General features: G+C 67.0%; 22 protein-coding genes. 8 read left to right on the top strand and 14 right to left on the bottom strand.

Annotated elements, in window-relative coordinates; all coding sequences use genetic code 11:
• The first annotated feature begins 540 nt into the window (after positions 1–540).
• Both CYFUS_RS29185 and CYFUS_RS29180 read left to right on the top strand, forming a co-directional pair.
• On the top strand, positions 541–843 hold the full coding sequence (locus CYFUS_RS29185) for a hypothetical protein (protein WP_095988209.1): 303 nt from the start codon (positions 541–543) through the stop codon (positions 841–843).
• 338 nt (positions 844–1,181) lie between these two features.
• The gene (locus tag CYFUS_RS29180) at positions 1,182–1,427 is read left to right on the top strand and encodes a hypothetical protein (protein WP_095988208.1); all 246 of its coding nucleotides are present in this window, start codon (positions 1,182–1,184) and stop codon (positions 1,425–1,427) included.
• A gap of 132 nt (positions 1,428–1,559) precedes the next feature.
• Here CYFUS_RS29180 and CYFUS_RS29175 read toward each other — a convergent pair whose 3' ends face one another.
• The 7 genes from CYFUS_RS29175 to CYFUS_RS29145 form a co-directional block, all read right to left on the bottom strand.
• Entirely contained in the window at positions 1,560–1,769 is a 210-nt protein-coding gene (locus CYFUS_RS29175) for a hypothetical protein (protein WP_095988207.1), read from the bottom strand.
• Positions 1,770–1,791: 22 nt separating this feature from the next.
• Positions 1,792–2,262: an NUDIX hydrolase gene (locus CYFUS_RS29170; protein WP_095988206.1), complete on the bottom strand. Its 471-nt coding sequence runs from the start codon at positions 2,260–2,262 to the stop codon at positions 1,792–1,794.
• A gap of 22 nt (positions 2,263–2,284) precedes the next feature.
• Positions 2,285–2,755 (bottom strand): NUDIX hydrolase, encoded by a 471-nt coding sequence (locus tag CYFUS_RS29165; protein ID WP_095988205.1) that lies wholly within the window; start codon positions 2,753–2,755, stop codon positions 2,285–2,287.
• A gap of 22 nt (positions 2,756–2,777) precedes the next feature.
• Positions 2,778–3,248, bottom strand: coding sequence for an NUDIX hydrolase (locus CYFUS_RS29160; RefSeq protein ID WP_095988204.1), 471 nt, complete (start codon positions 3,246–3,248; stop codon positions 2,778–2,780).
• A gap of 22 nt (positions 3,249–3,270) precedes the next feature.
• A complete protein-coding gene (locus tag CYFUS_RS29155) occupies positions 3,271–3,741 on the bottom strand; it encodes an NUDIX hydrolase (protein ID WP_095988203.1) in 471 nt (156 codons plus the stop codon).
• Complete coding sequence (locus tag CYFUS_RS29150; protein ID WP_232536872.1) at positions 3,738–5,009, bottom strand: DUF2380 domain-containing protein; 1,272 nt, start codon at positions 5,007–5,009, stop codon at positions 3,738–3,740. The genes CYFUS_RS29155 and CYFUS_RS29150 overlap by 4 nt, the downstream gene beginning before the upstream one ends.
• Positions 5,010–5,299: 290 nt before the next feature.
• Positions 5,300–6,112 (bottom strand): hypothetical protein, encoded by an 813-nt coding sequence (locus CYFUS_RS29145; RefSeq protein ID WP_095988202.1) that lies wholly within the window; start codon positions 6,110–6,112, stop codon positions 5,300–5,302.
• 204 nt (positions 6,113–6,316) lie between these two features.
• Here CYFUS_RS29145 and CYFUS_RS29140 point away from each other — a divergent pair, with 204 nt between their 5' ends.
• Both CYFUS_RS29140 and CYFUS_RS29135 read left to right on the top strand, forming a co-directional pair.
• Positions 6,317–6,553 (top strand): hypothetical protein, encoded by a 237-nt coding sequence (locus CYFUS_RS29140; RefSeq protein ID WP_157758725.1) that lies wholly within the window; start codon positions 6,317–6,319, stop codon positions 6,551–6,553.
• A 50-nt stretch (positions 6,554–6,603) separates the two neighbouring features.
• Positions 6,604–7,851, top strand: a complete 1,248-nt coding sequence (locus tag CYFUS_RS29135; RefSeq protein ID WP_095988200.1) for a family 3 adenylate cyclase — start codon at positions 6,604–6,606, stop codon at positions 7,849–7,851.
• 24 nt (positions 7,852–7,875) lie between these two features.
• On the opposite strand, the gene CYFUS_RS29130 is transcribed toward CYFUS_RS29135, so the two are convergent.
• A complete protein-coding gene (locus tag CYFUS_RS29130) occupies positions 7,876–9,132 on the bottom strand; it encodes a serine hydrolase domain-containing protein (RefSeq protein ID WP_095988199.1) in 1,257 nt (418 codons plus the stop codon).
• Between the two features lie 155 nt (positions 9,133–9,287).
• Between CYFUS_RS29130 and CYFUS_RS29125 the strand changes: the two genes are divergently transcribed.
• The 3 genes from CYFUS_RS29125 (at position 9,288) to CYFUS_RS29115 (ending at position 13,197) form a co-directional block, all read left to right on the top strand.
• On the top strand, positions 9,288–9,827 hold the full coding sequence (locus CYFUS_RS29125) for a TetR/AcrR family transcriptional regulator (protein WP_232536871.1): 540 nt from the start codon (positions 9,288–9,290) through the stop codon (positions 9,825–9,827).
• Between the two features lie 91 nt (positions 9,828–9,918).
• Positions 9,919–11,703: a glycosyl hydrolase family 28-related protein gene (locus tag CYFUS_RS29120; protein WP_157758724.1), complete on the top strand. Its 1,785-nt coding sequence runs from the start codon at positions 9,919–9,921 to the stop codon at positions 11,701–11,703.
• A 222-nt stretch (positions 11,704–11,925) separates the two neighbouring features.
• A complete protein-coding gene (locus CYFUS_RS29115; RefSeq protein WP_095988196.1) occupies positions 11,926–13,197 on the top strand; it encodes an ABC transporter substrate-binding protein in 1,272 nt (423 codons plus the stop codon).
• 76 nt (positions 13,198–13,273) lie between these two features.
• On the opposite strand, the gene CYFUS_RS29110 is transcribed toward CYFUS_RS29115, so the two are convergent.
• The 6 genes from CYFUS_RS29110 to CYFUS_RS29085 all read right to left on the bottom strand — a co-directional run bounded on the left by CYFUS_RS29110 (position 13,274) and on the right by CYFUS_RS29085 (position 24,813).
• Positions 13,274–16,729: a CARDB domain-containing protein gene (locus CYFUS_RS29110; RefSeq protein ID WP_095988195.1), complete on the bottom strand. Its 3,456-nt coding sequence runs from the start codon at positions 16,727–16,729 to the stop codon at positions 13,274–13,276.
• Between the two features lie 388 nt (positions 16,730–17,117).
• Positions 17,118–18,677: an MXAN_5453 family MXYO-CTERM-anchored protein gene (locus tag CYFUS_RS29105; protein WP_095988194.1), complete on the bottom strand. Its 1,560-nt coding sequence runs from the start codon at positions 18,675–18,677 to the stop codon at positions 17,118–17,120.
• A 27-nt stretch (positions 18,678–18,704) separates the two neighbouring features.
• Complete coding sequence (locus tag CYFUS_RS29100) at positions 18,705–21,449, bottom strand: cation-translocating P-type ATPase (RefSeq protein WP_420042714.1); 2,745 nt, start codon at positions 21,447–21,449, stop codon at positions 18,705–18,707.
• A 166-nt stretch (positions 21,450–21,615) separates the two neighbouring features.
• Positions 21,616–22,953 (bottom strand): MFS transporter, encoded by a 1,338-nt coding sequence (locus tag CYFUS_RS29095; protein WP_095988192.1) that lies wholly within the window; start codon positions 22,951–22,953, stop codon positions 21,616–21,618.
• 31 nt (positions 22,954–22,984) lie between these two features.
• On the bottom strand, positions 22,985–24,439 hold the full coding sequence (locus tag CYFUS_RS29090) for a class I SAM-dependent methyltransferase (RefSeq protein ID WP_095988191.1): 1,455 nt from the start codon (positions 24,437–24,439) through the stop codon (positions 22,985–22,987).
• Positions 24,439–24,813, bottom strand: coding sequence for a hypothetical protein (locus tag CYFUS_RS29085; RefSeq protein WP_198316151.1), 375 nt, complete (start codon positions 24,811–24,813; stop codon positions 24,439–24,441). Before CYFUS_RS29085 ends, CYFUS_RS29090 begins: the two co-directional genes overlap by 1 nt.
• Positions 24,814–25,170: 357 nt before the next feature.
• Here CYFUS_RS29085 and CYFUS_RS51000 point away from each other — a divergent pair, with 357 nt between their 5' ends.
• Positions 25,171–25,332 carry a hypothetical protein gene (locus tag CYFUS_RS51000; protein WP_157758723.1) on the top strand — a complete coding sequence of 54 codons (162 nt, stop codon included), beginning with the start codon at positions 25,171–25,173 and terminating at the stop codon, positions 25,330–25,332.
• Positions 25,333–25,335: the final 3 nt, after the last annotated feature.

Genomic DNA, 25,335 nt, shown 5'->3' with positions numbered 1-25,335 from the left:
CGCGGGAGCGGGGGCACCCAGGGTGGGGCAGCCAGGCGATCATGCCGCGCCGGTCGCACGCTCGCCCAACGCTCGCGTGCTTCCGCCGACAGGAGAGCCTGGGATTTGGGCAGCGGATGAGGAGACGAAAGCTGTCAGGAGGCCTTCGACGACGCCCCAACCGGAGATCGACGAGTTACTCATGGCGACACCGAGCCCCGGAGCCCCGGAGGCGAAAAGCTGCCGGCAACGCCTACTTCGTGCGTCACGGACTTCTGGGCACGAGATGACCCGCCATAATCTGCCGCCAAGTCCTCGGGCGTGCATTAACGCGCGTCTCCTCGTCCACTGTGTAAACCGCGATTTCCGCACGTTCGAGGAACTGGCAGTTCGTACACCCTCCCCCGAGGGGGTTGACTACATCGCAGTTCGACGCCGCGAGGTTGATGCGTCATTTTTTTGGCAGATGCGACTTTGTGAGAATTTCCGAAGCCTGCCAGATATTGAGCTTGTCGTTAGCGATATACTCGCCGTGTTTGAGAGGCAATCAAGGAGCCCAAAATGAAGTCTAATGAAGCTGCACATTGGTTTTGCTCGAAGATCGACGCGATCCGCGCTGAGGCGGGGCACGACGCCAAGAAAATGGAAGCGCTATGCCAGGATCCCGCGCTCGAGCGCGAGGCCCTAGAGAAGTTCCCTGATGATCCCTTCCTGTTCGCGCAGCTCAAAAATGCCATTGAGCTTGAACTCCCACTCGCAAGGAGAGGAATTTTCTTGGTCGACGGACCACCGACCGACGAGCAGGTCGCCGAGTTGCAGCGCCACACTCGAGAGGCCCTCCGTTTTCTGAAAAAGTCCAGATAACACGTGAGGCGCCCTGGCGCTCCCAAGTCCCCCTGTCGTCACCGTCGACGAACTCCTCGTCGCGACGCCGAGCCCGGGCACCCCGGAGGCGAAAGGTTGTCGTCAACGATTACTCCGTGCGTCGCTGGCTTCTGGGAAAGAGGAGACCCGCCGCAATTTGCCGCGAACACCTCGGGCGTGCCTCACCGCGCGTTTACTCGTCCACTGTATAAACCGCGACTTCCGCGCGTTCGAAGCGCAGGCGGCCCTCACGCCCAAGCTCGAGGGGATTGATTATCTCTCAGCCCGACGCCGCGATGTTGACGCGGCGGTCTTCTGGCAGATGCGCGGGGAGCAAAATGAAATCCAACGAGGCCGCACACTGGTTTTTCGCGAAGATCGATGCCATCCGCGCCGGGGCGGGGCATGACGCTGCCAGGTTCGAGGCGCTCTGTGAAGACCCGGCGCTTGCGCGCGAGGCCGCAGAGAAGTTCGCCGATGACTCGCTTTTGTACCAGCAGCTACAGGCCGCGTTGGAGAACGAACTCATGCTCGCGAGACGCGGCCTCTTCTTGACCGACGCCCCGATCTGGGACGAACTCTAGCAGGCTGGGCCCTGGAGAAGTTCCCTGATGAGCCATATCCGTGGCCGCGGGCTACTCCCATTCGCTGGTCGCACCCGCCGACGGCCAGGGGCAATAGCCCCCTTGAACACAATCCTCTCCAGAAGGTGAAGTTCAGACTTCCTCGTCGGGCAGGTGCGTGCGCAGTAGCTCGTCGTCGGGTCCGAGCGGTCGCCACCCGGGCGGTGGTGGGGTTGCAAGGAGTGCGTCGCCGGCTTTGTCAGCGCGCTCCTTGAAGGCGGTGAGAGAATCGTAACCACGTTCGCGAACCCGCTCGTACAGGCGAGCTTTCACGTTGCCCTGCCAGGCACTTCCGTTGCTCATTTTCCTCTCCAAGGGGAGAAATTCAGACTTCCTTGTCGGGCAGAAGAGTGAGCAGCAACTCGTCGTCGGGCCCGAGGGGGTGCCAGCCTGGGGGCGGTGGCGTGGCGAGGAGGGCTGTTCTGACCTGCCTGACACGCTCCTTATGAGTTTCTGGGGTATCGGCAATCCACGAGCCGAGCGCCTTGGCAACCTTGAAGCGGCTGGCGTCATCCAGCACAGCTGGCCAGCCGTTGGGAAGACACTCGGACAATTCGCGTACAAGCATATCGCGCACAAAGCGTGCGATCCGCTTACGCTGTTCCGCCTCGGCGAGCAACTCGCTCAACACCTGCATCCCGGCGACATCGTCCTCGCCAAGCTCCTCAGCCAGCGCCACCAGCGAGGCTGTAGGGCGTGCGTTCGCGAAGGCGGTGAGCGAATCGTAGCCGCGCTCACGGACTCGCTCGTACATGCGGCCCTTCCAATTCCCCCTCCAGGAATGGTCCCGGCTCATGGTTCTCTCCAGGAGATGAAGTTCAGGCTTCCTCGTCGGGTAGGAGCGTGCGCAGCAACTCGTCGTCAGGGCCGAGCGGGTGCCACCCGGGCGGCGGTGGCGAGGCGCGGAGCGCTGCCCTGGCCTGCTTGACACGTTCCTTATGCGTTTCTGGCGTGTATGTCGTCCAACGGGCGAGTGCATGCGCGAGATCGAAGCGAGTCGCATCGTCCAGCACGACCGGCCAGCCGTTTGGGAGATGCTGAGACAGTTCGCGCACGAGTTGCCCGCGCACCAAACGCGTGACCTTGCAGCTTCGCTCCGCTTCGGCGACCAACCCGCTGAACACCTGCACTGCCGCGATGTCATTCTCGCCAAGCTCGTCCGCCAGTGCCATCAACGAAGCGGTGGGACGCGCCTCGGCGAAGGCGGTGAGCGAATCGTAGCCGCGCTCACGGATCCGCTCATACAGGCGGACCCTCCAGTTGCCTTCCCAGGAACGCTCCTCGCCCATGGTTATCTCCAGGAGGTGAAATTCAGGCTTCCTCGTCGGGCAGGAGCGTGCGCAGCAACTCGTCGTCAGGGCCGAGCGGGCGCCACCCAGGCGGCGGCGGTGTTGCGAGGAGCGCGTCGCCGGCCCTCCTAACGCGCTCCTCATGGGTTGTTGGGGTATAGGCAGTCCACGTGCCGAGCGCCATGGCAACTTCTCCACGGTTTTCATCGTCCAGGATAGCCGGCCAGCCGTTGGGGAGACTATCGGACAGTTCGCGAACAAGCACGTCGCGCACAAAGCGCGTGACCTGCTTGCGCTGTTCGGCCTCAGCGAGCAACCCGCTCAACACCTGCACGGCGGCAACGTCGTCCTTGCCCAGTTCCTTGGCCAGCAAATACAGGGGGACGGCAGGGCGCGCTTCTGCGAAGGCGGTGAGCGAAGCGTAACCACGTTCGCGCACCCGCTCATGCAGGCGCGCTTTCACGTTGCCCTGCCAGGCACGTCCGTCGCTCATGGTCCTCTCCAGGAAGTGAAGTTCAGGCTTCCTCATCGGGCAGGAGCGTGCGCAGCAGTTCGTCGTCAGGACCGAGCGGGCGCCAGCCTGGAGAAGGTGGTGTTGCGAGGAGCGCGTCGCCGGCCCTCCTTACGCGTTCCTCGTGGGTTGTTGGGGTAAAGGAACTCCACAATCCGAGTGCCTTGGCGACCTTGAAACGGTTGGCGTCGTCGAGCACGGCCGGCCAGCCATTTGGGAGACACGCGCACAGTTCCCGCACGAGTTGTCCGCGTACAAGGCGTGTGACCTGATGGTTCCGCTCCGCTTCGGCCACCAGTCCGCTGAACACCTGCACGCCGGCGACATCGTCCGGACCAAGCTCCTCAGCCAACGCCACCAGCGAAGCGGTAGGGCGCGCATCAGCGAAGGCGGTGAGCGAATCGTAACCAAGTTCGCGAACCCGCTCGTACAAGCGAACTTTCCAATTGCCCTCCCAGGAGCGATCCTTGCTCATCGTCCACCCCAGCGCGTGAAATTCATCGGGAGCTTGTACACCTTCATACGCTCCGCGACGATGTCCAGCACCTCGTTCCGTGTCAACAGTCGGCCTAGCCTGAACTCAGCGTCCTGCAGCGCCTTCATGATCATCCGGTTCCATTCACCGGGCCATTGGCGGCCCAGCTTCCAATTCCCACCGCCGTGGATGGCCTCGTGGTGCGCTCGCTCCATCTCCACGCAGAACTGGTCGATGTCCATCTCGCCGGTGAAGCCGCGCTTCTCGAACCACGCGCGGAACTCCTTGGGCAGGACGTGGTGTCGCGGGGGCTCGTTCATGCCAGCCCCCGCTCTGCCCGTCACGCGCATGCCCCTCACCTCGGGCCCGTCGCCGAGGGCCTCTCGTACGCCCTTGGGCAGCTCGCCATGCGCCTGCGCCAGCAGCACCTGGCCCGCCTGAATCCGCACGGCGGCACTGACGACGGGCAGGGAGAGGACGCCCGTCCGTACCAGGTGGCGCATCATCTCCACCCACTCGGCGGAAGCCACAATGCGCGTGCCCACCATCACCCCGTCGCCTCCCACCACCAGGCTCATGCCGAGCAGGGCGGGAGCGGACGGGGGCACCGAGGGCAGGGAGAACTTCAACGACGAGAGCAGGGTCAGTGCCTCGATGGACTCCTTGAACACCACTACCTTCGCGACGTTCTCCGCCCCCTTGCGCGCGCTCTGGAGGGTGGCCGAGAACTCGCCCGAGAGGTGGCCGACCAGTACGGGGACGTCTCGCGCCGCGGCCTCCACCTGCTCGGGCTCCAGGGAGGAGAGCGCTGTCATGGCGGGCTCGAGCCGCTGCTGCCAGCGCCCCAGGTCCGCGAACATGCGCTCCACGCTGTAGAAGTGCTGGGTGCACACGGTGTCGGCGAGGTGGAGCAGGTCGAGCCAGACGGAGAGCAGGAGCGAGCCGAGCAGGGTGGCCTCGAGCCGTGGGCCGGCCAGGCGCAGCAGGGCGAGTTGCATGTCCGGGTCCTCCACCTGCGAGGCGGAGGTGGCGAGCCGGGTGGTGGCGGCGAGCTGGGCGTCCATCCACCGCAGTTGCCGGACGCCGTCATCCACGTAGCGGACGAAGACGCCGTTGCCGCCAATGTTCCGCCCACGGGCCTGGAGTCTGGAGAACTCGGCGGAGAGGCGGCGGGTGGAGCCCGACACGTCGAGAAGGGCACGGCGAAAGGCCAACTGGGTGGCGAGGGCGCTCTGCCGCGTGGCCCTCTCGGAACTGTTCAGGACCACCGCCGTTGACTCCTGCCGGGAGGCTGTGCGCCGGTGCAGCCGCCGCGATGCCTCGGGTTCGGACGGGGAGGGGAGGGCGCCCGGAACTTCGACGTTGGACCCCGCCGCCGACATGGGCGGGACAGACTCGCGCGCCGTGTAACGCAGGCTCATTCCCCTCCCGGGCGATGGTGGCAGCGACACACAGCCGGTGGACAGCAGGGCCAGGACAAGCAGCCACAGGGCCCGCGACGAGTCATCACTGATGGTCCACCCCCAGCTCCACGGAGGCGAAGGCCCCCGGTCACACTCTACTCCTTCTGGTGTGTGTCTCGCCCTTCGGACAGGGCGCGCACGAACTTCGCGTCGATGCCGTGGATGCGCAGCTTCACCAGCTCCTCCGGCGTCAGCTTCGCGTACCCCGCCTCGCGCATCTCCCGGATGAACTCCGGCGTCACCCCGTGGATGCTCATGGCGAGGAGATCCTCCAGCTCCAGGGCCTTGTAGCCCTCGGCCGCCAGCGCGCGGATTCGCTCGGGCGTCACGCCATGGATGCGCGACTGGATGAGCTTCGCGAGCGTCAACTTCGTGTAGCCGTGCTGGGCGAGGGCTTGGATGTACCCGGGCGTCACCTGGAAGATGCCCACCTGGATCAGCTCGTCCAGGGCAATGTCCTTGAAACCAAGCGCCGACAATTCCTTCACCCGTGCCGGGGTGATGTCGAAGACGGCCAGCAGATAGTGTTTGTCCGGGGCGATGGTCGGATAGTCCAGCGCGGCCATGGCACGGACGTATTCCTCGTTGGGCGCGAAGCTCAGGTGTCCCGCGCCCTTCGCGTCGGAGAATCGCCCCTCGAAGGAGAAGACTCCCGCTGCTCGCTCGAGCCGGAAGGGCGCCGTGCTGCCGTCCGCGGTCGACAGTCCCTGGAAGGAGGTGAGGGGCACCGTCATGTTCAACTGCTGAGTTGTCTTTGGTTTCTCTGACGAAGTGCGCAGGAACAACTCGAGCGTGTCTTTCCTGACGTCGGCCGTCCAGGTGCCGGTGATCGACGGCTCGGCGAACACCGGAGTGGTGGTGAGCAGCACCCACGTGAGCAGCGAAAAGAAGAGGGACGTGACTTTCATGGGACGGACTCCTCCGGGCGGACGCCGCGATGGACCCGATCCAATATACGAACTTCTTCGTATAAATCAACGAAGCCCTTCGTAGATTCGAGGACGAGGGGACCGGCGATGGGGTGTGGGCCTGCCCAGGGCCTGTTTTCTCGGATGCCCGTCAAGCCATCGGAGCGCTTGAGAACGGTGAGCCGCGTGCCCAGGTTCCAACACATGGAACGACAACTTCGGACGGCCCCTGTTTGGATGTTGTTGCTGCTTGCCCCCGTGGTGGCCTTCGCGCAGAGGGGGACGCATACCGGCGAGATGCCATTGAACCAGCAGGTCGTCCAAAGTCCCCTGTTCTGGTCCTGGGTGGTGATGCTCGCCGTGGCCGTGGTGGCCTTCGCGGCCTACACCGTGAAGATCTCCAGGAACCGGCGGCCCCCGGATCATCCCAGCGTCCCCTGATTCCATCGGCCTGGCGTGGTATGGGTCCCCGACTCCTGGAGGTCCCCACCATGGCCAGACGCACCAAGGGGCAGTACTCCCCCTCGCTCTTCGATGTCGCGCAGGACATCATCGGGGGCCTGCCCATCAAGCTCATCGAGCAGTGGCTGGGCAGCGAGCAGACCCACGCGGACGCACTGCGCCTGCTCCAGTCCTTCCAGGTCGGGGGCTACAACGTCGTCTCGGACTCGGCGGGACTGACGCGCCTGTCCCGGCAGCGGGGACTCATCGAGATCCTGGCGCTCATCGATCAGCCCAAGCAGCTCGTCCATGGGCTGGGGACCGCGCTGGGAGGGCGGGGCGTGGGCATCTGGGCGGCCGACAATACCCAGATGTTCTACCCGCCCTCGGTGCGCGCCGAGTCGCTCGTGTCCATGCTGTTGACGGTCCAGGACGAGGTCCAGCGCGGCTGTCAGATCCGCATCGGCCTGGGCGCGCACTTCGGCGAGTTCTACGATCTCAGCGGAGGCCTGTACGGCGCGCAGTCCGACGCCATCGAGGAGCTGGCCGAGAACCACACCGAGGGTGGGGAGATCGTCATCTCCCAGGCCCTGCGCGAGCTGCTGCCGGAGGGGCACGCCTTCACCCTGGAACCCAAGGACGCGCCGCCCTCGCTGCTCGGCCCATGCTGGGGGGTGGTGGATGGGCCCCGGTTGACGGACCTCCGGCGCTCGAGCGAGCCCTATCCCATCCCGTATTCCCAGGCCTTCCACGCGGAGCTGCTCGCCTACCAGGCACGCCTGGCGGACGTGGCCTTCGGCAAGCACCTGGCCGACAAGTACCTCCAGCACAAGACGGTCGTGCTCATCGAGCGCGAGGCCAGGCAGGCGGAAACACCCGAGCTGGCCCTGTTCGACAACCTCTCGCTGTCCGCGAGGATGAAGGACATGGGCCTGCGGCACCTCTCCTCCCATCAGGGCGAGGAGGTGAAGGTGGTGGGGCCCCTGGGCATCTACGTGTTCGACGCCATCCCCGCGGCGCTCGGCTTCGCCCAGCTCTTCCGCCGCGAGCTCGCGCGCGAGGACATCTCCTGCCGCATCGGCATCGACGTGGGCCCGGTCCTCCTGTTCGATCTGCCCTCGGGAGGCCGGGACATCGCGGGCATGCCGGTGAACATCGCCTCGAAGCTGGCGCAGGACCTGGGCCGCTCGGGCGGACTGTACCTGAGCGAGGACCTGGCGCGGCACGTGGACCCGCGGGGCTTCACCGAGCGGCGCGCCACCGTCTCCGGCGTGGCGCTCACCTTCCTCGAGGGCTGAGGCCCGGCGCGCCGTCCTCCCCGCTCACCGGGCGGGGGTCGTTCCCGTGGGCGCCTGGGCGGCGTCCTTCTCCGGCGGCCCCGCGTAGAGCGCATCCCGGATGGCGGTCGAGAACGCCCCGGCCATGCCCTCGGGGGTCGTGTTCGTCAGCACGACGACGCTCAGGCGCTGTTTCGGATCGACGAACCAGCTATGCCCGTAGGCGCCTCCCCACTGCCAGGTGCCCACGGACTGGGGCGTGCCCGCCTTGGCGGGATCCACGAGCACCGAGGCGCCGAAGCCGAACGTCCACCCCGGGTTGTTGGGCATCTCCAGCGCGCCGATCTGACCGGTCGACACCAGGGAGGCCGTCGCGGGCTTCAGCACCGGCGCGCCGCCCGCGCGCACCGCCTCCAGGAACTTCAGGAAGTCCCTCGCCGTGCCCACCATGCCGGCGCCTCCCGAGGGAAACGAGCGGGTGTTGAGCACGCGCCCGGGAACGAAGCGCACGCCACTGGCGCCCCAGGGCACGACGTGGAGTTCACCCATGCGCACGGGCTCGGGCTTGCCGTCCGTGTAGGGGGTGGCGAGCCGCTTGGGCTCCTTCACCGTGAAGCCGGTGTCACGCAGGCCCAGCGGACGGGAGACGAGCCGCTCGACGACCTTGGGCAGCGGGGCGCCTCCCGCGCGAGCCACCACCGCGCCCAGCACGTCGATGGACACGGAGTAACCCCAGCGCGTTCCGGGCTCGTACGACAGGGGCACCGAGGCGATGCGGCGCAGGTTCTCCTCCAGGGCCAGTCCGGGCGCATCCATTCCGTCCGAGACGCCCGCGCGGTGATAGGGGCCGTCCTCCGGCTCCAGGAAGCCGTAGGTGAGTCCCGCGGTATGCGTCAGCAACTGACGCACCGTGATGACGGCCTCGCGTCCATCCGCGAGCCGTGGCCGGAAGTCGGGCAGCCACCGCGTCACGGGATCCTCCAGCCCCAGCTTGCCCTGGTCCACGAGCGCCAACGCGGCCGCGGACACCAGGGGCTTGCTCATCGAGGCGAGCCGGAAGACGGCGTCCTCGCGCATGGGGGTATGCGCCTCGCGATCCGCTTCTCCCGCGGCCCGGTGGTAGATGAGCTGCCCATCCCGAGCCACCAGCACCACCGTGCCGACCACCCGCTTGTCGGCCAGCGCTTGATCAATGACCGCGTCCAACCGTGCCGACACCGCCCGCTCCTCGGCGGCGGCCAGTCCGCTCAGCAGGAGCCCCAGCATGACGGCGGTGAATGAGCTTCCAACCTTCGTGCGCATCGACGAACCTCCCTATATTCGTAGTGAACGTTCGGGAAATAGAGGCGGGCCGGGGAATTTTCAGAGTAATCGTTATGAAAAAAGCGAATCCGAGGGAGGGACGGGGCCGGGGTCGGCCACGGGAGTTCGATCGGAGTGCCGCGTTGGAGCGGGCCATGGAGGTGTTCTGGGAGCGGGGCTACGAGGGCACGTCCATCGCGGATCTCACCGAGGCGATGGGCATCACGGCCCCCAGCCTGTATGGGGCCTTCACCTCCAAGGCGGAGCTGTACCGGGAGGCCCTGGAGCTCTATCAGCGGACGCACGGGTCGGTGGGCGTGTCTGCCCTGGTGGAGGAGCCGACGGCTCGGGGCTTCATGGCCCGCGTGTTGGAGGAGGCCGCGCATGCATTCGTCGACCCCCGGCATCCACCCGGGTGCATGGTCTCGACGGCGGTGCTCAACTGCGCGACGGAGAACCAGCAGGTGGCCCGGCATGTGGCGGGCATGCGCGATGCCTCGTTGGAGCGGCTCCAGGCCCGGTTCCAGCGGGCCATCACCGAGGGCGAGCTGCCCTCCACCACGGATGCCGAGGGCCTCGCCCGGTTCTATGGCGCCGTCATCCAGGGCATGTCCGTGCAGGCCCGGGATGGAGCGAGCGAGGAGGCGCTGCGGAAGATCGCCGCGCTCTCACTGGCAGGCTTCCCTCGGAGTTGACAATGCGATGAGGACGGAGGCTGGCGGGTCCTCATCCCAGGCTTCTCTTCGGGTAAAGAGGGCGGAGCTCGACAAGGACGGTCATCCCTCGATGAAGCGAAACACTTGCATGGAATCCAACCGCGCGCCCTCGCGCATGCTCTTGATGATGGGGTTGCTGGCGCTTTGCCTGGGGAGTGGCGCGTGCTCCGACTCCACGGATGCGGCTGCCCGCCGGGGCGCCAACGTCCCCTGGACGGAGTACCAGGCGGAGGACGGCAAGACGAACGCGACGGTGCTCGGACCCAACCGGACGCGCTATGACCAGGCGTTCATCGAGGCGGAGGCCATCGGGCGCAAGGCGGTCCGCCTGGACGAGGCCGGCGACTACGTGGCCATCACCGCGAAGAACGCGGCCAATTCCATCGTCGTGCGGCTGTCGATTCCGGATTCACCGGGTGGGGGTGGCATCGACTCGACCCTGGGCCTCTATGTGAATGGCCGGCGCGTCAAGACGCTGGGGGTGACCTCGCGCTACTCGTGGGTCTACGGCGGCGAGACGCTGCGCACCCCCAACACTCCCAGCGCCGGCGAGCCGCATGCCTTCTTCGACGAGACGCGGGCGCTGATCGATCCGATTCCCGTCGGCGCGGAGGTGAAGCTCCAGAAGGACGCCCAGGACACCGCGGCGTTCTACGTCATCGATCTCATCGATCTGGAGCAGGTCGCCGCGCCGCTGGAGAAGCCCGCGGACCTGGTGTCCGTCACCGAGTACGGCGCGCTTCCGGACGACAACGTGGACGACGGCGAGGCGATCCAGAACGCCATCGACGCGGCCGTCGGAGAAGGGAAGAAGGGGCTGTGGATTCCCCGGGGCACCTACCTCGTCAACGAGGTGAAGCCGGGCCAACTGGGCCTGTCGCTCAAGGGCATCGAAATCCGGGGCGCGGGCATGTGGTACACCCAGCTCAAGGGCGCCAAGGCCACCTTCTATTGCTGGGGGGAGGGCGGCTGCCGCTTCTCCGACTTCTCCATCCTCGGCGAGGTCGACTTCCGCGACGACGACGTCCCGAACAACGGCTTCAACGGTGGAGTGGGCAAGAACACGCTCATCGAGAACGTCTGGGTGGAGCACGTCAAGGTGGGCTTCTGGTGCGGCACGGACGCGGACCCCTACGGCACGGATGGCCTGGTGGTGCGCCACTCGCGCTTCCGCAATCTCTACGCGGACGGCATCAACCTGGCCAACGGGACGCGCAACTCCGTGGTCGAGCACTGCCACTTCCGCAACACGGGGGACGATGCCATGGCCATGTGGTCCAACAAGGGGGCAGGCGATCCCGCGGGCCATGACAACGTCTACCGCTACAACACGGTGCAGATGCCCTGGCGGGCCAACTGCTTCGCCATCTACGGGGGCTACAACAACACCATCGAGAAGAGCGTGTGCGAGGACGTGCTGACCTACTCGGGCATCCTCGTCGACAACGAGTTCGACGCGCACCCGTTCGCCCCGACGACGACCCTCCAGCACATCTCCCTCATCCGCGCGGGCGGCCCCATGTTTGGCTCGAACCACGGCGCGCTCCGGTTCTACACGCGCCAGGGCCCCGTCAATGACATCACCGCGGAGAACATCGACATCATCGACTCGACGTTCGCGGGCATCCAGTTCCAGAACCACCCGGACAGCCAGGGCTCCACGTTCTCCAACATCCTGCTCAAGAACGTCTTCGTCACGGGCTCGCGCACCCACGGCATCGAGGTCATCGACGCGGCGGGGGGACGGGCGAGCTTCGAGGACGTGGTGGTGAAGGACTCCGGGAAGGGCGCCCTCAACGCCCCGGGCGTGCCGGGAACCTTCTTCGACAAGCGCTCGGGCAACATGGGCTGGTAGCGCCAGCGGCCAGGAGCATGGCCTTCCGGTCCGGCCTCCACCGGGCTGGTGGGGCCGTTCGAGCTTGACGCGGAGCGGCAAGCGGCACGCGTGGTCAACTCCGCAAGCGCCCCGAGGCGCATCTGCCCACCGCTTGACATGGGCCGGAGATGAATTCGTTGGGTTCGCCGGGGAAATTGGGGATGCTCCCGCGCGCGTTACCCCGACAGGAGGCAGAACCGAATGCGTCACGTGCTGATGGCGATCAGCGTCGCCGCCACCCTGGTTGTTCCCACCGTCTCCGCCGCGGAGACCGTGGCCATTTCTTGCGGCACCGTGGGCAAGGAATTCGAACTCTGCAAGCAGGGTGCGGAGGCGTGGGCCAAGAAGAGCGGCCACGAGGTGAAACTCGTCAGTGGCTCCACGGATGCCAGCGAGCAGTTGACGGTATTTCAGCAGCAATTGTCCGCGGGCTCCCCGGACATCGACGTCTTCCGGGTGGACGTGGTGTGGCCCGGCATCCTCGGGGCCCACTTCATCGATCTGAAGAAATACATTCCGGACGACGTGGTGAAGCAGCACTTCCCGGCCATCGTGGAGAACAACACGGTGGACGGCAAGCTCGTGGCGATGCCGTGGTTCACCGACGCGGGCGTGCTGTACTACCGCAAGGACTTGCTGGAGAAGTACAAGCAGAAGCCCCCCACCACCTGGCAGGAGCTGGCCACGACGGCCAAGCTGGTGCAGGACGCCGAGCGCAAGGCCGGCAATGACAAGATGGTGGGCTTCGTCTTCCAGGCGAAGGCGGCCGAGACGCTCACCTGCAACGCGCTGGAGTGGATCGACTCCTTCGGGGGCGGGGCCATCGTCGACAAGAGCGGCAAGGTCAACATCGACAACCCGAAGGCGGCCGAGGCGCTGAAGACGGCGGCCTCGTGGATTGGCACCATCGCGCCCCAGGGCGTGCTCAACTACGAGGAGGAGGGCGCGCGCGGCGTCTTCCAGTCGGGCAATGCGGTGTTCATGCGCAACTGGCCCTACGCGTGGGCGCTGGCCAACTCGCCGGACAGCCCCATCAACGGCAAGGTGGGCGTGGTGGCGCTGCCCAAGGGCGGCGCGGACGGCAAGTCCACCGGCACCCTGGGCGGCTGGAACCTGTCGGTGTCGAAGTACTCCAAGCACCCGGAGATCGCCGCGGACCTGGTGAAGTACCTCGCGAGCCCCGAGGAGCAGAAGCGCCGCGCCATCCTCGGCTCCTTCAACCCCACCATCGTCAGCCTCTACAAGGACGCGGACGTGCTGAAGGCCAATCCCTTCTTCGGCACGCTCCTGGACACCTTCACCAACGCGGTCGCGCGGCCGGCGAAGGTGACGGGGGCCAAGTACAGCCGCGTGAGCGCGGACTTCCGCAACACCGTGCACTCCATCCTCTCCGGCGGCGCGGCGCAGACCGAGGCCAAGGTGAAGGATCTGCAGAAGAAGCTCGAGCGCATCGGCAAGAACGGCAAGTGGTGAGCCCACCTCGGGTCTGAAGCAAAAGGGCCGCCCCTGTCTCCAGGGGCGGCCCGATTTTTTTCAGGGGTACGTCAGGCTACCAGTTGTTGCCGCCGCCGTTGGTGATGGTGAAGCCGCCGTTGCTCTGGTTGACGGCCTTGCCGCTGGGGGCGTTGTTCACCGTCACGTTGCTGAAGGTGGCACCACCCTTGGCCGTGGACAGCACCTGGATGCCGTAGGTGGTGGGGTTGGTGATGGTGATGCCATCGAACAACACGTTGGTGAAGGCGCCCCCGTTGTTGTTCTGGATGCTGATGCCCTGGTAGGTCGGGTCGATGATGTCGACGTTCTTGATGGTGATGCCGTTGGTCGGGTTCTGGTCGCCGCGCAGCCAGATGGAGCCGAACTGCTGACCACCCCAGTAGGTGCCGCCGGTGCGGGTGAGCGTCAGGCCGTCGATCGTCGCGGACTCCAGGGGGTAGGGGTTGAACTCGGAGCTCACGGTCAGGCCGGGGTAGGTGAGCACATCCGCGGCGGTGCTGTTCTCGATGCGGTTGCCGACGCCGCCGTAGATGGCGTAGGCGGCGGCGCGCCAGACGATCTGCACGCTGCAGTTGCGGATGACGTTGTTGCGGTCCGGCTGCGCGTAGAGGTCGGTCGCGGACCAGATGGCGAAGGCGTCATCGCCGGTGTTCCGGGCGTGCGAGTTCTCGATGACGCTGTCCTTGGTGCCGTTGCACAGGTTGATGCCGTCCGCGCCGGTGTTGCGGATGCGCACGTTGCTGATGCGCAGGTTCGTCGACTCGGAGGGGCCGCCGACCCAGTAGCCGCAGTGGACGTGCTCGATCCACATGTTCTCGATGACGGTGTTCTTGAAGGCCGAGTTCACCCAGGCCTTGCCACCCTGGGTGCGCAGGCCGTCGGTGTTGCCGAAGATGGCGAAGTCGCGGAACTTCGAGTCATCGCCGGTGATGATGAAGCCCGTCTGACCCCAGCCCGCGTCCTCGGCCAGGCTGGCGTTGTAGAGCCGGGTGTGCCACAGGCCCGCGCCCTGGATGGTGACGCCCTTGACCTGGATCTTGTTGGTCTGATCGTAGACGCCCGGCGGGAGGTAGACGCCCTTGAACTTGCCGGCCTGGACCGCCCAGATGGCCTGGCTGATGGCGTTGTCGTCGGCGATGCCATCGTTGGGGATGGCGGGTTCCCAGCCGTTGCCCGCCTGGGTGACGTCAACGTAGCCCTCGGGCTTGGCGATCGGCGCCGCGACGAGCTCGAGGTCGATGAAGTCGATGGCGTAGTACGGAGAGGCGTCGCCCGAGTCCTTCTGGAGGCGGACGGTGGCGCCCTGGGGGATGGTGGTCTTCAGCAGCTTGCTGGACTCGTCGTAGATGCGGCGCGGGGGGCCCGCCGAGGGGTTGTTGTACTGGGTGGCGTCGTCCCCGTAGACCCAGGCCTCCTTGGAGGAGAGCGTGAGGGTGTCCACCTTGGTGCCGTTGACGTAGAGGCTGATGGTGGCCTGGGTGCCACCGCCGCCGGGCGCGTCGGGGATGCTGTTGCGGATGACGATGGAGTTGGCGGGCGCGGTGGTGGTCCACTGCACGTAGTGGCCGGTCGAGCTGAGCACCACGGCCTTGCGTCCGGAGGCCTCGCCCGGGATGGTGCCGAGCGTGCGGCTGGGACCCTGGACCTGGGCGTTGGTCGCCCCGTCCTCGGCCTCGTACTCGATCCACGGCACGCGGGCGCCGCGGCCGACGTAGAAGCTGGAGTTCAGCGTGTTGTTGCTCTCCACCGCCTCGGAGATGGCGTTGGCGGGATCGATCGTCGCGACCAGCGTGTGGTTGCCATTGGTGGCCGTCCAGGAGCCGCCGAGGCTCACGACGGCCGAGGCACCCGCGGCGAGCGCCGTGGAGGTGACACCCGAGAGGCTCGTCGTTCCGTCGATGGTCAGCTTGACGGCGGCGGAGCTGCCGGCCGCGTCGAGGCCCTGGTTGGCGACGGTCACGTTGAAGGTGACGGGGCTGCCCGCGGAGGGGTTGGCCGGGCTCTGGGAGATGGACCTCACCACGAGGTCCGGGCCGGGCTGCTGCGTCACCGTGAGGTTCTTGGTGGCGCTGTTGTTGGCGTCGTTGAACTCGGCGATGGTGTTGTCCGGGTCCACGACGGCGGTGATGGCGTAGGTGCCGTTGGCGGTGGACCAGGTGGCGTTGGCCGTCAGGGTGGCGCTCGCGCCGGCCGCGATGGACGTCGTGGTGGGCTGCGTCGAGGCGGCGATCTCCTGGTTGTTCACGCGGAAGGAGACCTTGTGGACGCTGCTCGGGCTGGCGGCCGTGCCGGTGTTGCGCACCACGGCCTTGAGGGTGATGGCCTCGCCTTCCTTGGGCGGGTTGCTCGCCGCGCTCCACTGGATGTCGGCCACGCTCAGGTCGGCCTTGTTGGCGGCCGTGGCTCCAATGGTGATGTAGTCCAGGTTGACGTTCGCGATGTCGCCGGCGTCGTACTGGTAGGCGATCGAGTTGCTGCCCGCGTTCAGGTAGAAGGTCTCGACCTTGGTGGCCCAGGTGTCCCAGTTGCCGGTGGTGGGCAGGGCGCTCTGCGCGCTGCGCGTGCCGTTCACGTAGACGGAGATGTTGGAGTCCGTGAAGCCGTTGCCGTAGCGCAGGCCCACGTCATACCAGCCCGCGCTCGTGACGGAGACGTTGAAGCGGGTGCTCGCGCCCTGGGCCCAGTAGCCCTCCACGAAGCCCGAGCCGCTGTAGTTGGCGTGGTTGGTGGTGGTCGCCGCGCCGCCGCTCAGGGTCGCCGCTTCCGCCTCGTACTTGGAGCCGCCCGTGCCCGTCGACGTGTAGTTGGCGGTGAGGGTGGCCGCGGCGGCGGTCGTCTTGTACGTGGTGGACGCCGAGTAGATGTTGCCGAAGTTGGCCGCGACGCCACCCGACCAGGAGCTGAAGACCTGACCGGCGGGGGCGGCGTTGGCCGAGATGTTCACCACGGTGTCGGCCGCGTAGGTGCCGCCGCCCGAGCCGTTGTTGACGGTCAGGGCATAGGTCACCGTTCCACCGGCCGGCGAGCCGAGGACCTGGAACTCCGCGATCTGCGCGCCGGGGGCACCCGTGTTCGACGAGAAGCGCAGCTGGATCTCGCTCGCGGTGGTGCTCAGGGGAATGGTCACCTGATTGCCGCTCGCGGGGTTGAAGGTGTAGTCCGCCGCGGCCACCAGGGTGGCGAAGGTGCCGCTCGCCGAGTTGCGACCCAGCACCGTGATGTTCTGGGTTCGGGTGCTCCAGATGCTATCCGGGTTGAGCTGCAACACCACGGCGCTGACCGTGTGGCTGGCGCCGAGGTTCACCGTCAGGGTGTTGGGATAGGCATTGGGCGCGCCCTCCCAATAGGTGCTCCGGTTGCCATCGTTCGCGTTCGCCGCGACATAAACCTGTGTATAACCCGAGGCCGTGATGCTCTTTCCGAGCGCGACGTTCTGGTCCAGTTTCGAAGCCACCACGCCCGTGTCGGGGGGCGTGGACGGCTGCTGCTGGGAACCGCAGGCCGTCAGCATCTGAAGCAAAATCAATCCAGTACCGGGCCCGGTGCGAGCCCAGCTCGTTGCATACCTGTCTTTCAACGCGACCTCCAAGGGGGGTAAGGCAAGTCACACGCCTGCTTTTATCCACCGGGTGCGTTGGAAAGTTGCTCGTCCGAAACGCAGCCTGTGTCTTTCAGCAGGTGCGATAGAGCATATAAATCATTTTAACGGGTTAAACGAGTTAGAACTGGAATAAATAGTATTCCAGTGACTGCGGAAATTTTCGCTAGAAGGATGGGCGTGACTGTCGAGAGCATCCTGTCGTCAGGCAGTCGACATTCAGACGATGGAGGCCCATTCGGGTCTTGAATCGTTCAAGACCCGTCTGGGCGTTCTTCCGGTGAAGGGGCGGGGATTGCCCTCAGTCGAGCCGCGAGCCGTCCTGACGCTGGGCTCGCCGCGACCGGGCCAGACGCAGCAGACCCACGAGGGCCCAGGGCCACAGCGCCGCGGATGCCGCCGCCTGGCAGCCACAGCCCGAGGGGGAGCCCGGCTCGCCGGGAGCGGGGTTGCCGGTGCCCGCGTCCGGCGCCTGGGTGCCTCCGTCCGGTGCGTCTCCACCATCTGGTTCCGTTCCCGCGTCAGGCGGGGTGTTGCCCCCACCATCCGGCTCCGTCCCCGCGTCGGGCTCCACGCCCCCATCGCTTTCTCCCGGCGGCGCGAACGAGGACTGGGCGACGTAGATGGCGGAGCCCCATTCCTCCTGGTCGTCCTTCGGCGGGGCCAGTCCCGCGCAGAAGGAGATGTCTCCGCGGCTGTTGATCATCGGGGCACCGCCGAAGACGGGATTCGAGGACGTCTCCTGGTCCACGCGCGCGGGACCGAGATCCGAGGGAAGGACATCGTGCTCCGTCACCACGGGCTCGAGCTTCTCGCCGTCGCTCACCCACACCGCGCGCAATCCGTCGGCGCGGAAGGCACGGAAGACGACGAGCCCTTGATCATTGATGTCCGGGGGGAAGAGCTCCAACTCCTTGATGTCTCCCTGGCCCTCTTGCGCGAGTGTCTTCAGCTCGGCCCCATCCCACAGGAAGAGCACGGTGGATTGCTTCCCCGACGCATCGCGCACCGACGCCAGGAACGCGACCTGCCCCTGGTTGTTGAGCGCGGGTTGGACCGAGGCGAAGCGGTAGATGGATGACGAGGGATTGCGCCCGCGGGACTCGGCGATGAGGTGGGACGTCCCATCCGGGTTCCACACGCGCAGCTCCTGGAACCACTCGGTGGTGTAGGGCTGGAGATCCACCGCGGCCACGAGCTGTCCCAGATCGTTGAGGTTGGGCGAGTAGAGATAGGTATAGGGACTGGCCGCGTCGAGCTCGTGGTCCGTGGCGAGGAGCGTCACCTCGTAGCGCCCCTCCCGAGGGGTGTACAGGACGTAGGCGTTGCCGATGCCGACCCGGACGCGGGCCGCGAACTGCTGTGCCTCGTTGAGCACGAGGCTCGACCAATAGGAGGAGCCCAGCGGTTCGCGGATGACACGGACCTGCTTCGGGTCGTCCACGTTCAACAGGTAGATGCCATTGTCCGCGTTGGCGTCCGCGCCCGTGACGGCGAACACCACGTTGCCCCGTGAATCGAGGCTGGGATCCCCCATGCGGGCATCCTCTCCGATGCGCGGCAGGGTGTAGATCCGCTCTCCCTTTCCCTCCACGCCGTACCAGAGGCTCGGGGAGCCCTCGGGCGTGATGGCCAGGGTGAAGCCCACCCGCCGGTCCTTGGTGAGGGGAAGCGTATAGCTGCCGGAGAGCAGGGCGCCCGGCTCCAGGTTGTAGGCCCCGGAGTCATTGCCCGCCATGTTGGTCCGGGCCTGGAGCTGGAAGGTGTACTCCGGCAGTTCGGCGAGGGCCGGCCCCGCCAGCAGGAGCGAGCCCAGGGCCGCGAACAGGAAATTCCTATCAACCAATGCACTGTGTTTCATGGCACTCCACCTCTCCTGTGCGGGAAATCACTTGCCGCGCGAGCGCAGCCACTTCTCCAGGCCCACCACCGGCAACACCACCATTCCCGCGAGCACCGAGAGGCCGACATCCTCGAGTGACAGGGCCGCGGAGCCGAAGAGCCGTTGCAGGAAGGGCACGTACATGAAGGCGGCCTGGAGCAGCACCAGAATCCCGATGCCCACGAAGAGGGTGTGGTTGCTGAACAGGCCCACGGCCCGCAGGGAGCCCGCCAGCGTGCGGCACAGCCACAGGTAGAAGATCTGGAAGCTGATGACGGTGTTGACCGCCATCGTCTGGGCATGGGCCAGGGCCCGCGTGGGCTGTCCGGCGCCGTCCTGGCGGTACGCCCAGAGGAACAGCCCGATCGCCCCCGCGGCCATCAGCAGCGCCACCAGGCCCGTGCGCATCACCACGAAGTGGCTGAGCACGGGGGCGTCCGGGGCCCTCGGTGGGCGTTGCATCACGTCGCGCTCACGCACCTCGAACGCCAGGGGCAGCGCCAGGGTGACGGTGGCCACCAGGTTGATCCACAGCAGTTGCGTGGGAAGCATGGCCATCAACGGCACCCACTTCCCCTCGACGTGCTGGATGGGGAAGAAGGCCACCCCGAACATGAGGATGAGCGCGAGACCCAGGTTGGTGGGCAGCACGAAGGCCAGTGACTTGATGAGGTTGTCGTAGACGCGCCGGCCTTCCTCCACCGCCGCGACGATGGAGGCGAAGTTGTCGTCGGTGAGCACCAGGTCCGCCGCCTCCTTGGACACCGCCGTGCCGGTGATGCCCATGGCCACGCCGATGTTGGCCTGCTTGAGCGCGGGCGCGTCGTTGACACCATCGCCCGTCATGGCCACCACCTGTCCCTTGGCCTGGAGCGCGCGCACCAGCCGCAGCTTGTGCTCGGGCGCCACCCGCGCGAACACGTTCGTGTCCGCCACGACCTCGGTCAGGCGCGCGTCATCCAGGGTGGACAGCCGCGCACCCGTCATCCCCGGCCGAGCCGCGGCGTGGATGCCCAACTGCACCCCGATGGCCTCCGCCGTGGCCTGGTGGTCGCCGGTCATCATCTTCACGCGGATGCCGGCGGTGTGGCAGGCCTTCACCGCCGCGAGCGCCTCCTCGCGGGGTGGATCGATCATTCCCGCCAGCCCGAGCAGCGTGAAGCCCCCCTCCACGTGCTCCATCCGCAAGGCGTCCCCGGACGAGGGCACGGCCTTCCGGGCCACCGCGAGCATGCGCATGCCCTGGCGCGCCAGGCGCTCCACCTCCGCCAGCACCGGCTCCGGGCCACCCTCCAATGCGCAGCGGCGCAACACCACCTCGGGTGCGCCCTTGAGGAGGATGCGCCGGCCCTCGGGGTCTCCCGTGTGGAGCGTGGCCATGAACTGGTGCTCCGACTCGAAGGGGATGGCGTCCACGCGGACGTGGCGCGCGCGCTCCGCCTCCATGCGCAGGCCCACCTTCTCCGCGGCCACCACCAGCGCGCCCTCGGTGGGGTCTCCCGTCATCTCCCAGCGGCCCTCCCGGGAGTGGAGCGCGGCGTCGTTGCACAACGCCCCCGCGAGCAGCAGCGCGCGCACGTCCTCGGGGGAGTGCTCCACCGGCTGACCCTCCACCTGGAGCTGCCCTTGTGGTGCATAGCCCACCCCGCTCAGGGTGTAGCGCCCGCGAGGGGTCCACACCGCCTGCACCGTCATCTCGTTGCGCGTGAGGGTGCCCGTCTTGTCCGTGCAGATGACGGTGGTGCTGCCCAGGGTCTCCACGGCGGGCAGCTTGCGGATGACGGCGCGGCGGGCCGCCATGCGCTGCACGCCGATGGCCATCGCGATGGTGACGATGGCGGGCAGGCCCTCGGGAATCGCGGCCACCGCCAGGGTGATGGCCACCAGGACGGCCTCGCTGAGGTCATAGCCGCGCAGCAACCCCACGCCCAGCAGCACCCCGGACAGGACGATGATGGCGCCGGTGATGAGCTTGCCGATGTGCTCGAGCGCCAGGGTCATGGGCGTGCGCAGGTCCGTGGCCTGCGCCAGCAGGTGGGAGATGCGTCCCAGCTCGGTGGCTCCTCCGGTGGCCACCACCACCGCGGTCGCCGTTCCGGACGTCACCAGCGTGCCGCCGAAGGCCAGGCTGGCGCGATCCCCCAGCTCCGCGTCCTCCGCGACGGCGTCCACCTGCTTGCGCGAGGGCACCGACTCGCCGGTGAGCGCGGCCTCCTCGATCTGGAGGTTGCGCGCGTGCAGCAGCCGAAGATCCGCGGGCACCCGGTCTCCGGACTCCAGGTGCACCACGTCCCCGGGCACCAGGTCCGCGGCCGGCACGGACTGCTTGTGCCCGCCGCGCAGCACGGGCGTGGTCTGCGGCACCATCTGGCTGAGCGCCTCGATGGCCTTGCCGGCGCGGTACTCCTGCACGAAGCCCACGAGCGTGTTGAGGACCACCACGGCGGCCACCACCAACCCGTCCGTCACCTTGCCCAGGAGCACGGCCAATACCGCGGAGGCGATGAGCACCCAGATGAGGGGGCTGTTCACCTGTCGCCACAGCAGGGTGAGCACGCCATCGCCCCGCTCGCGCTTGATCACGTTGGGTCCGTGGCGGGCGAGCCGCTCCCGGGCCTGCTCGTGCGTGAGCCCGGCCTCCGTGCTCTCCACCCGGGACAGCACGGACTCGGGGGGGAGGGCATGCCAGCGAGCCGTGTGCCCGGACGTGCCCGGCGGGGTCCGGGTGCCCATCTGCTCCTGGGACGTCATGGGATCCTGCATCGCGCGCTCCTCCTCGGGAGAAATCCGGAGGATGCCCTGTCTCATGGAGCGCGTGCTACCAGGAGTTCAATGCTCTTCGCGCGGAGCGGGGAGGTGGGTGTCGACTTCCGGGTGAATGGGCGCGGGGGCGTGACTCCGCGCGAGGCCGGGTCCACTACGACGGAGCGGGCTCACTCAGCTCGTCCTCCAGGTTTCGCACCCGGGGGTTGAACCAGGCCGCGAGCACGTTGCCCAGGCACACCACCCCGAGCATGCCCATGAGAAACGCGATCCCTCGTCCGGGGCCGGTGCCCAGGAGCTTTCCGACGGTGCCGGCCAGCGCGCCACCGACCGCGAGCCACGGCTCGAAAACCCGGTCCGCCAGCCACCCGGCGAGCAGTGACGCCACGGGCGATGCGGCCAGCGTCACCATCCGGCGCACGGCGAAGACACGGCCCTGCAACTCGGGCGCGACCTTGCGCTGCCAGATGGCCCAGGCCCTGCTCTGGATGGGCGGAATCGAGAAGAGGAAGACGGACGAGGCCACCGCGATGAGCGGGACGCTCGGCCGCAGGCAACCCACGAGCAGCGCGAGCGCGGAGAGCAGGTGGGCGCACAGCACGCTGGCGACGAGGTGGCGCGGGCCGCTCCACACGCTCGCCACGACGGCGCCCACCAGCATTCCCACCCCGGCGGTCGTCTGGACGAGCCCCAGCGTGGACACGTCCGCGAAGCTGAGCACCAGCGGCGTGATCAGCGTGGGCACCATGCTGATGACGAAGTTGAAGACCCCGGTGAACGCCGTGAGTCCCATCAGCCCGGGCCGGTCACGGATGAACTTCCAGCCCAGGCCCATCTCCTCCCACAGCGAGTCTCTTCTCGCCGGATCCGTCTCGCGTCTGACAGGCGCGGGAAATCGCACCAGCAGGAGCGCTCCCGTGGAGACGAGGAAGCTCAGCAGATCGATGAACAGGATGCCCCCGAGCCCGATGCGCGCCAGGAGCGCGACGGCGAGCACGGGCGCGGCGACCTGCGCCACGCCGACCGCCAGGTCGATGAGCGCGTTCGCTCGTCCCAGGTGCTGCCGGGGCACCAGCAGCGTGCAGGCGGCGTAGTACGCGGGCCAGCGCAGCGTCGTGAACGCCGCGCCCAGGATGACGGGCGGATAGATGAGCCACGGGTGTGACCGCCAGAACGCCGCGTCGTGCCAGGTGACGAGGAGCAGGACGATCAGCGAATTCACCCCCGCGCCCACGTCGCTGAGCAACATGACGCGGCGGCGGTCCCAGCGATCCGCGAGTGCTCCGGCGAACGGCGAGAGCAGGAGGTTGGGCAGCAGGACGAGGGAGGAGTAGATGGCGAACTGGGTGATCGATCCCGACTCCTGGTACACCGCGAGGCCGAGCGCGAAGCCGCTCAACCGCGAGCCGAGCAGCGACAGCAACTGCCCGATCCACGTCACGAAGAACGCCCGGAGGGGGTGGGTGATGGCCCATGGCCTTCCGGGAGTCATTACCGCTTTCAGCTCCACGAACGGATCCTTGTCAGGGTCGAGGCCACTCGCAGCGGTAGAGGTCCATCCGATCCTGGAGCAACAGCGGCGCGGAAACCCGCAGGCCCGCGGCCTCGAGCCGCCGCTGCAACTCCTGGCGGGTAATGCTCGTGCGTGCCAGCCGTTGCCGGTCCTCGTCCGTGTAGATGCCCAGCAGGCGCAGCTCCTGGCACGCCTTCTCGGTCCAGACGGTGAAGAACAACACGCCATCCTCGTCCAGCAGGCGGGCGAAGTTCTCGATGGCTCGCTGGAGCGCGTCCTCGGGAGGCCGGTGCCCCTCCCACGGGGCGTGCTCGAAGTGGGACAGGGTTCCCATCATGCAGGTGATGAGATCGAACTTCCGCTCGGACGGGAGCTCGGTGGACCTGAAGTCATGGCACTTGATCTTGAAGCGGGCGTCGTTGCCGCTCTCGCGCTGCACCTTCTCCTGGGAGAAGCGCACGCAGTCCATGTCGTTGTCGACGGCCATGATGTCGCCATCCGCGCGCACGGCCTCGCGCAGCGCGAGGGGATAGCGCGCGGTGCAGGTGCCAACGTCCAGGAAGCGGCGGACCTTGCCCCAGCGCACCAGCCGCGTCAGCTCCACCTGCACGCTGCTGAACTCCGCCACCTTGAGGGCCTCGTCCTCGCGGGGCAGGGCGTGATCGTACCGGACGAGCCAGCTCGTGTCGTACTCGATCCGCGTCGAGGAGTACTCGATGAGCTTGCGGATCCGCTCGAGGAACTCGCCGATGGGCTGCGACTTCGCCCAGAGCCGCTCGAAGTACTCGACGACGCGGTCACGGTTCTGCTCGAACCGCGCGGTGGCGGGCGTATAGCCGCAGACGCTCTCGATGGTGCCGGAGCGTCCGCCCTGGAAGAGATCGAACCGCCAGTTGTCGTAGATGGCGATCTCCGTGTCCCCGGGCTCGAAGGCGAGCTCCTCGGGAAGCGACGGGTGCAGTTGCTCCGCGCCATGGGCGATGCGGATGTCGCAGCCATGGCGGATCAGCTCGTGGACGTTCTCCGCGAGGTTGGCGAACTTCTGGTCGAAGCGCGCCAGCCCCTCCACGTCCTGCTGCTTGCGCAGCAGCATCCGCTCGTCCTGCAGGCGTTGGAGCTCCTCAACGGGAGGCACGGGGAGCAGGAACAATCTGCGCACCGAGGCCCCCGTCCGCTCGCGATCCGCCAGCAGGCGGAGGTTGGCGCCGAGAACGCTCTCGTTCAGACTGCACCAGAACCCGGAGGAGAGGAACGTCGTCGTCCAGTAGCGCTCGCGGACCGCCTCGATGGCGCCCTTGTAGGCCAGGATGGCGAGGCTCTCGGAGTCGAAGAGGATGGGCTCCTCGGAGCCGGGGCCCTTGGATTCGAGATAGTCGCGAAGAACATTCTTGTTCTTGTCGAGCGACTGCTGCGCGGCCTGCAGGGCCTCGGCGAAACCGAAGCCGGACTCATGGATGCGCTTCATCAGAAGACCCCGTCACCACAGCGAGTCGAACCATCCACGTAGAGAGGCGTGGCCTGATCCTGCCCCTCGGGGCTGTTCGGATGAGGCACGCCGAGCACCAGCGCTTCCGAGGTGTACGGGCCCATGGCCCGTGTGCCCAGATTGCAGCAGATGATCACCTTGCGACCGACGAGCTGATCCTCGGGCACCAGCGCGAACTGGCCAATCGAGCGGAGCTTGCCCAGGTGGCCGACATCCAGCTCGATGACGCGGCACGGATTCCGGGTCCCCTCCGCCATCGGCGCGCTCAGCACCTGGGCCACGCGCATGTCGACGTTGGCGAACTTGCCAAAGGTGATGAGAGGTTTGAGCGGAGCTTGCTTCTCTACGGACATGGTCATCCCCGATCCAGACGACAGCGCTGAGTGGTCAATGGTACGTTCCTCGGGAGTCGCTGTCATGGCCGGGCCACCGACCAGGTCATGGACGAAGGCGAGGACCCGCTTGCTCCAAGCTCCTCTTTGCTTCGCACTCCCTCCATGACTGGCACCGGAGCGTCAACCGAGGGTGTGATTGAAGCGCGCTTCACTAACACGGTTGACACGCACTGTCAATCACACGGGAGCGGGGCCTTCCGGCGCTCCTCCACTCTGGCGGGACGCTTTTCTTCGGCTTTCCTTTCGCTGTTGCTTCATGGATAGTCGCCGCGAATTCCGGCGGGTCCTTGGCGAGCAGGGTCAGGAGAAATCACCATGGTGAACCCTAAAGTCTTTCGAATGCCAACCGTGGAGCCGTCCCTCGTGGGGAAGGCCCAGCTCTCCGACTTCTACGCCACCCAGCGGTTCAACCGCCCCGCGCCGCGGGCGCAGCCGCTGAGCCGCATCGTTATCTCCTGGTTCTTCGCCGCCGGGTAGATC

The sequence above is a fragment of the Cystobacter fuscus genome, assembly GCF_002305875.1.
Classification (GTDB): Bacteria; Myxococcota; Myxococcia; order Myxococcales; family Myxococcaceae; genus Cystobacter; species Cystobacter fuscus_A.
This window is presented reverse-complemented; position numbering and strand designations above follow the sequence as displayed.

What these genes read in the sequence shown, in the direction of transcription:
- CYFUS_RS29180 (WP_095988208.1), top strand. Translation starts at nt 1,182, where the DNA reads ATGAAATCCAACGAGGCCGCACACTGGTTTTTCGCGAAGATCGATGCC.
- CYFUS_RS29145 (WP_095988202.1), bottom strand. Translation starts at nt 6,112, where the DNA reads ATGAAAGTCACGTCCCTCTTCTTTTCGCTGCTCACGTGGGTGCTGCTC.
- CYFUS_RS51000 (WP_157758723.1), top strand. Translation starts at nt 25,171, where the DNA reads ATGGTGAACCCTAAAGTCTTTCGAATGCCAACCGTGGAGCCGTCCCTC.
- CYFUS_RS29095 (WP_095988192.1), bottom strand. Translation starts at nt 22,953, where the DNA reads ATGACTCCCGGAAGGCCATGGGCCATCACCCACCCCCTCCGGGCGTTC.
- CYFUS_RS29110 (WP_095988195.1), bottom strand. Translation starts at nt 16,729, where the DNA reads ATGCTGACGGCCTGCGGTTCCCAGCAGCAGCCGTCCACGCCCCCCGAC.
- CYFUS_RS29115 (WP_095988196.1), top strand. Translation starts at nt 11,926, where the DNA reads ATGCGTCACGTGCTGATGGCGATCAGCGTCGCCGCCACCCTGGTTGTT.
- CYFUS_RS29125 (WP_232536871.1), top strand. Translation starts at nt 9,288, where the DNA reads ATGGAGGTGTTCTGGGAGCGGGGCTACGAGGGCACGTCCATCGCGGAT.
- CYFUS_RS29175 (WP_095988207.1), bottom strand. Translation starts at nt 1,769, where the DNA reads ATGAGCAACGGAAGTGCCTGGCAGGGCAACGTGAAAGCTCGCCTGTAC.
- CYFUS_RS29155 (WP_095988203.1), bottom strand. Translation starts at nt 3,741, where the DNA reads ATGAGCAAGGATCGCTCCTGGGAGGGCAATTGGAAAGTTCGCTTGTAC.
- CYFUS_RS29185 (WP_095988209.1), top strand. Translation starts at nt 541, where the DNA reads ATGAAGTCTAATGAAGCTGCACATTGGTTTTGCTCGAAGATCGACGCG.
- CYFUS_RS29085 (WP_198316151.1), bottom strand. Translation starts at nt 24,813, where the DNA reads ATGTCCGTAGAGAAGCAAGCTCCGCTCAAACCTCTCATCACCTTTGGC.
- CYFUS_RS29165 (WP_095988205.1), bottom strand. Translation starts at nt 2,755, where the DNA reads ATGGGCGAGGAGCGTTCCTGGGAAGGCAACTGGAGGGTCCGCCTGTAT.
- CYFUS_RS29120 (WP_157758724.1), top strand. Translation starts at nt 9,919, where the DNA reads ATGAAGCGAAACACTTGCATGGAATCCAACCGCGCGCCCTCGCGCATG.
- CYFUS_RS29135 (WP_095988200.1), top strand. Translation starts at nt 6,604, where the DNA reads ATGGCCAGACGCACCAAGGGGCAGTACTCCCCCTCGCTCTTCGATGTC.
- CYFUS_RS29160 (WP_095988204.1), bottom strand. Translation starts at nt 3,248, where the DNA reads ATGAGCGACGGACGTGCCTGGCAGGGCAACGTGAAAGCGCGCCTGCAT.
- CYFUS_RS29100 (WP_420042714.1), bottom strand. Translation starts at nt 21,449, where the DNA reads ATGACGTCCCAGGAGCAGATGGGCACCCGGACCCCGCCGGGCACGTCC.
- CYFUS_RS29140 (WP_157758725.1), top strand. Translation starts at nt 6,317, where the DNA reads ATGGAACGACAACTTCGGACGGCCCCTGTTTGGATGTTGTTGCTGCTT.
- CYFUS_RS29105 (WP_095988194.1), bottom strand. Translation starts at nt 18,677, where the DNA reads ATGAAACACAGTGCATTGGTTGATAGGAATTTCCTGTTCGCGGCCCTG.
- CYFUS_RS29170 (WP_095988206.1), bottom strand. Translation starts at nt 2,262, where the DNA reads ATGAGCCGGGACCATTCCTGGAGGGGGAATTGGAAGGGCCGCATGTAC.
- CYFUS_RS29130 (WP_095988199.1), bottom strand. Translation starts at nt 9,132, where the DNA reads ATGCGCACGAAGGTTGGAAGCTCATTCACCGCCGTCATGCTGGGGCTC.
- CYFUS_RS29090 (WP_095988191.1), bottom strand. Translation starts at nt 24,439, where the DNA reads ATGAAGCGCATCCATGAGTCCGGCTTCGGTTTCGCCGAGGCCCTGCAG.